The sequence below is a fragment of the uncultured Propionibacterium sp. genome, assembly GCF_963539965.1.
In the GTDB taxonomy this organism is placed as follows: domain Bacteria; phylum Actinomycetota; class Actinomycetes; order Propionibacteriales; family Propionibacteriaceae; genus Propionibacterium.
The window spans coordinates 1-5,004 of record NZ_CAUTOU010000104.1; the positions used below are offsets into that span (position 1 = coordinate 1).

5 protein-coding genes are annotated in these 5,004 nt (G+C 73.7%); 3 read left to right on the forward strand and 2 right to left on the reverse strand.

Annotation, left to right across the window (positions count from 1 at the left end; genetic code table 11):
- A partial coding sequence (locus tag R2N01_RS11085) for a hypothetical protein (RefSeq protein WP_316671181.1) occupies window positions 1–190 on the forward strand: 190 nt, incomplete at its 5' end.
- A gap of 18 nt (window positions 191–208) precedes the next feature.
- Here the strand turns inward: R2N01_RS11085 and R2N01_RS11090 are convergent.
- Window positions 209–1,654, reverse strand: a complete 1,446-nt coding sequence (locus R2N01_RS11090; protein ID WP_316671183.1) for an aminopeptidase P family protein — start codon at window positions 1,652–1,654, stop codon at window positions 209–211.
- An 18-nt stretch (window positions 1,655–1,672) separates the two neighbouring features.
- Window positions 1,673–2,401, reverse strand: a complete 729-nt coding sequence (locus tag R2N01_RS11095) for a 4'-phosphopantetheinyl transferase superfamily protein (protein ID WP_316671186.1) — start codon at window positions 2,399–2,401, stop codon at window positions 1,673–1,675.
- A gap of 698 nt (window positions 2,402–3,099) precedes the next feature.
- Here R2N01_RS11095 and R2N01_RS11100 point away from each other — a divergent pair.
- Together R2N01_RS11100 and R2N01_RS11105 are read left to right on the forward strand one after the other, a co-directional pair.
- Complete coding sequence (locus tag R2N01_RS11100) at window positions 3,100–4,725, forward strand: AMP-binding protein (protein ID WP_316671187.1); 1,626 nt, start codon at window positions 3,100–3,102, stop codon at window positions 4,723–4,725.
- A gap of 10 nt (window positions 4,726–4,735) precedes the next feature.
- Window positions 4,736–5,004, forward strand: a 269-nt coding sequence (locus R2N01_RS11105) for a hypothetical protein (RefSeq protein ID WP_316671189.1), incomplete at its 3' end; no start/stop codon positions are given.

Sequence of the window (5,004 nt, forward strand, 5' to 3'; positions counted from 1 at the left end):
CCCCGTCCCGCCGACCGCGCCCGGTGCTCCCGGCGGCGGCCACCAGCAGCCGGCCTACGGGCGGCCCGGCGAGGACGACCTGTCGAGTCTGCCTGCGCCGCGCTACCCGAGCGCGCCGGGCCAGGGCGGGGCCGCCGAACATCCGGTCGGCGGCGCCTTCGACCCCACCGACCGCAGCGGCCAGGGCTGAGCCGACCGGTCACTGGGGTCACTGGAGGCGGGCGAGCGAGCCCATCCAGGCCTCCACGTCGGAGGACTCCCGCGGCAGGTCTTCGCTCAGGACGGAGCAGCCGTCGGCGGTGATGACGATGTCGTCCTCGATGCGCACCCCGATGCCGCGCAGCGGGACGGGGACGAGCAGGTCGGTGGACCTGAAGTAGATGCCCGGCTCGACGGTGATGACCATGCCCTCGACCAGGGTGCCCTGGCGGTACCGCTCGTCGCGGGCGCGCGCGCAGTCGTGGACGTCGATGCCCAGGTGGTGACTGGTGCTGTGCACCATCCAGCGGCGCCACTGCCCGCCGTCGGACGACAGGGCCTCGTCCACCGGGACCGGCAGGATGCCCCAGTCGTCGAAGGCCCGGGCCAGCACCTCCACGGCCGCGCGGTGCACGTCCGGGAAGCCCGCGCCGGGCCTGGCGGCCGCCAGGCCCGCCCGCTGGGCGGCCCGCACCGCATCGTAGACCTGGCGCTGCTCGGGCGTGAACGAGCCGTTCACCGGCATCGTACGGGTGATGTCGGCCGTGTAGAGCGAGTCGAGCTCGATGCCGGCGTCCATGAGGACCAGGTCGCCGGGGCGCACCGGCCCGTCGTTCCTCACCCAGTGCAGGGTGTTCGCGTGGTCTCCGGCCGCGACGATCGAGTCGTACCCGACGGCATTGCCCCCGGTGCGCGCGTGCAGGCCGAAGACGCCCTCCAGCAGCCGCTCGCCGCGGCGGGTCGCGACGGCCCGGTCCATGTGGGTGACGACGTCGGCGAAGGCCTCGGCGCTGAGGCGGCAGGCCTCGCGCAGCTGGCCGAGCTCCCAGTCGTCCTTGATCAGGCGCAGCTCGTCGGCCGCGGCGTGCAACCGGGCGTCCAGGTCGGTTTCGGCGCCGCGCGCCGTGTCGACCAGTTCGGTGATCGCCGGATCGGCCTCGCGGATGACGCGGGCGGGGGCGTCGTTGCGCTCGATGAGCACCGGCAGGAGACCGATGCTCTCGGTGCGCATGCCGCACAGCGCCGACATCTCCGCGAGCGACTCGCGGGTGCCGACCCACATCTCGCCGTAGCGGGCGTCGGAGTAGAACTCCGGATCGGTGCGCGGCACGCGCGGGTGGAAGTAGAGGACGCCCTCGCCGTCGGGCTCGATGACGAGCACCGCGTCGGGCTCGCGGTCGGCGCCCAGGCCGCTCAGGTGCGCGAAGGCCGAGTGCGGGCGGTAGGGGAAGTCGCAGTCGTTGTTGCGCCGCCGGTGTCCGCCGGCCGGGATGATCAGGCGCTCGCCGGGGAACTGCCGGCTCAGGGCCGCCCGGTGGGCCGTGGCGCTGGGGACGGCGCCCAGCCGCCCGGGGGGCTCGGACGGATAGGGCGCCCAGCCGCCCGCGATGAATTCCCTGAATGCCTCCGAGTACGGCGATCTCGCCTGCGAGATCCCCGGCGTCCGCTCAGCCATCTGCGCCTCCACTTCGACTCACACCGATCCTAGGCCCGTGCCCCGGCTGCCGAACGGCTCCCAGCCCGCCGGCCAGTCGACGGGTCCGGGACCGAGCACCGCCAACGCCGCCACCGCGTCGGGGAAGGGGCGCCAGTGCGCCAGCTGCGCGCCCGTGCCGCGGAGGGTGTCATTGCCGCTCAGCCGGGGATCGGAGAAGAAGCCGGTGCCGCGCGCCTTGAGCAGGGCCTCCTTCGCGGTCCACAGTCTCAGCGCGTCCGTGTCGCGGGGATGGTCCGCCAGCCACTCCTGCTCGCCGCCGGTGAACGAGGAGGCGATCGCGCGCACGCCGGGGGCGCTGGCCAGGCCCTGCGTGTCGACGCCCACCTCGGCGCGGGCGAGCACCGCCACCACCGCGTTGTCGTGGCTCACCGAGGCCCGCCAGCCGGCGGGTTCGACGACCGGTTTGCCCCGTCCCCGGGGCGAGGGGGCCTCGTGGAGCCGGAGGGGCGGGCCGGGCGGCAGCAGTCCCCGCTCGGCGGCGATGAGCCCGGCCCGGGCGAGCAGCGCGCGGGCGGTGACGCGGCGGGAGCGGTCCTCCTCGCGGCGCAGCCGCCACAGCCCGGCCAGGACCTCGGCGTCGAGTAGCGCGAGCAGTTCGGGGCGCTGCCAGCGCTCGAGCGGGCGCGACCAGACGAGCACCGCCTGCGGGCGGGCGAGCACGAGGGCGTGCAGAGTCCCGTCCGCCCACCCGTGCGTCCCGTCCATGGCCCCCCGATCCGCTTGTCCGGCCGCCCGGCGCCGCGCCGGGGCCACCTCCCGCACCGAACCGATCGCGGAACGGAACCGCTTGCCGGAAGCCTGTTGCGGGCTACTGGCCGGTGGCCCGGTGAGCGCACCGGGCCGCGGCGCTGCGTCGCACGGATGCTTCAATTAAGTACCATGGGGTCCCGCCCGGGACGGCGGGGCCGGCCGGCGTCGAGCTGGCAGACGCGGCCGATGCGATCCCGCCACCGGGCAGGAGCGGGCGGTCCTCGAGGCCCTGAACGATGCCCTCTCCTGCGACCCGCCGGACCGGTTCGCCTCCAAGCCATCCGTCGTCCTCGACGGCATCCGGGCCCGCCTCCTGCTGATCGCGGGCCCGGCCCTGCCGGCCGGCCCCGCCACCGTCGTGCCCGTTCATCGGGATCGTCCGGATCGTCGTGCTCGGCGCCGACGGCCGCGTGGCCGGGACCGGGGCGCACGCCCGCCGCCGGGCCGGGCGGCGGGAGGCCGTTTCCTGGACCCCCGTCGGGGGAGCCGCGCCGGAGCATAGTTTTTGACCTGGACCGGGAACCCCCTCGGGGACCCGCCCGCCGACGGACCGCCGGCCTTGCCGCCCCGGGCGACCGGCGGCCGCTCGAGCCGCGCACCCCCACTCGCCCGGGAGGGCCGGCGCCACCCAACCCACCAGCAAGGGGACAGGAATGATCAATCATCTGGCCGATCTTCTGCTCGACAAGAAGAACGAACACGATCTCGGCCTCACGCTCATCACGCCGGGCGATCTGGAGGGCGAGTTCCACAGCTATGCCGAGCTGCTCGGCGAGGCCGCCGCCTACCGGCTCGCCCTGGCCGACGCCGGCGTCGGCCAGGGCGACTTCGTCATCCTGCAGCTGACCGACAACAGGGCCTTCGTCCAGGCCTTCTGGGGCTGCATCTGGGGCGGGGCCGTGCCGGTGCCGCTCGCCTGCGCGACCGAGGCGGCGGCGCTGGAGCAGCTGAACAGGATACGCGGCTGTCTGCCCGGCAGCCGCGTGCTCCACCAGCCCAGCGGCGAACCCGGGCCGCCCGATCTCTCGGAGCTGCCGGGCGCCATCGACATGAACGCCCTCGTGCCGCGCGAGCCCGCCGACGAGGCCGAGGCCGCTCCGGCCGCCGTGGGACCCGGGGCCCTGCGCCTGGTGCAGTTCTCCTCCGGCTCCACCGGCGAACCGAAGGGCGTCCTCATCACCGAGGCCAATCTCATCGCGGGCATGGCCGCGCTCGTGCCCGAGCGCAAATCGGTGCTGAGGAACAGCATGCTGTCGTGGCTGCCGCTGACCCACAACCTGTCGCTGGTCGGTGTGCACCTGTACTCCATGTACCGCGACTACGGCCAGGTGCTCATGCCCACCAGCCAGTTCGTCATGGACCCCTTCTCCTGGCTCAGGGCGATCGACATCCACCGCCCCACCGTCACCTTCTGCCCGAACTTCGCCTGCAAGCACACGCTGGCCGCCATCGCCCGCCGCGGCACCGGAGGGCTCGAGGGCCTTGACCTGTCGAGCCTCGCGAAGGTCATCAACGGCTCCGAGCCGGTCGACACCCTGGTCGCCATGTCCTTCCAGGAGACCCTGGCCCCCTACGGGCTGCGCGAGAACGTCATGGTGCCGGGCTACGGCCTGACCGAGGCCTCCCTGGGCGTATCGGTCGCCGAGATCTACGAGCCCCTGCGCACCGTCACCCTCGAGCGCAGCGCGATCCTCACCGGCGCCCGGATCGCCGATCTGCGCCGCGAGCACGGCGCCACCTTCGTCGGCCTGGGCAGGGCCGCGAAAGGCATCGCGGTGAGCATCCGCGACGGCGGGGGCCGCCGGCTGCCCGACGGGACCGTCGGGGAGATCTGGATCAGCGGCGAACCGATCGCGCTGCGCTACCTGGACGCCGCCGGCGAGCACGTCCGCCCGTTGTCCGAGGACGGCTACCTCGACACCGGCGACCTGGGGGCGCTCATCGACGGCGAGCTGTACGTCGTGGGCCGCAAGAAGGACATCATCTTCGTCAACGGCAAGAACTACTACTCCCATGACCTGGAGCGGGCCCTCGAGGAGGGCACCGGCCTCGACACCGCCGTCGTCGGCCTCACCGACGACTCCACCGGGCAGGAGGCCATCCACCTCTTCTTCGCCGGCGAACCCGATCCGGCCAGGCAGGACGAGGCCACCGGCATCCTCATGCGCGAGTTCGGGGTGCCCGTCACCTCCGTGACCTGGGTGGACGAGATCCCCCGCACCCGCACCGGCAAGAAGCGGCGCCCGGCACTGATCGGGCTCGTCGGGACGAGCGAGTGAGGGGTCCGTCGTGTTCACCTCAGTGATGCAGACCGTCCGCTCCATCATTCGCGCCAGGACCGGCGTCACGGTGGACTCCGGCGCCGAGCGCCTGGCCGGCGCCGTTCCCAACTCGATGGCCCTGGTGGGCGTGCTCACCGCCTGCGAGGACGCCTTCGACGTCCGCATCGACTACGGGAGCCTCAACCGCTCGACCACCCTCGACCAGTTCGTCGAGATCATCGAGCGGGCCGGGCGCGAGGGGCTCGGGGACGAGGACGGGCCGCCCCCCGCGGCCCC

Bases quoted from the DNA above. Each gene is read 5' to 3' on its own strand.
- R2N01_RS11090 (WP_316671183.1), bottom strand. From the start codon at position 1,654: ATGGCTGAGCGGACGCCGGGGATCTCGCAGGCGAGATCGCCGTACTCG.
- R2N01_RS11095 (WP_316671186.1), bottom strand. From the start codon at position 2,401: ATGGACGGGACGCACGGGTGGGCGGACGGGACTCTGCACGCCCTCGTG.
- R2N01_RS11100 (WP_316671187.1), top strand. From the start codon at position 3,100: ATGATCAATCATCTGGCCGATCTTCTGCTCGACAAGAAGAACGAACAC.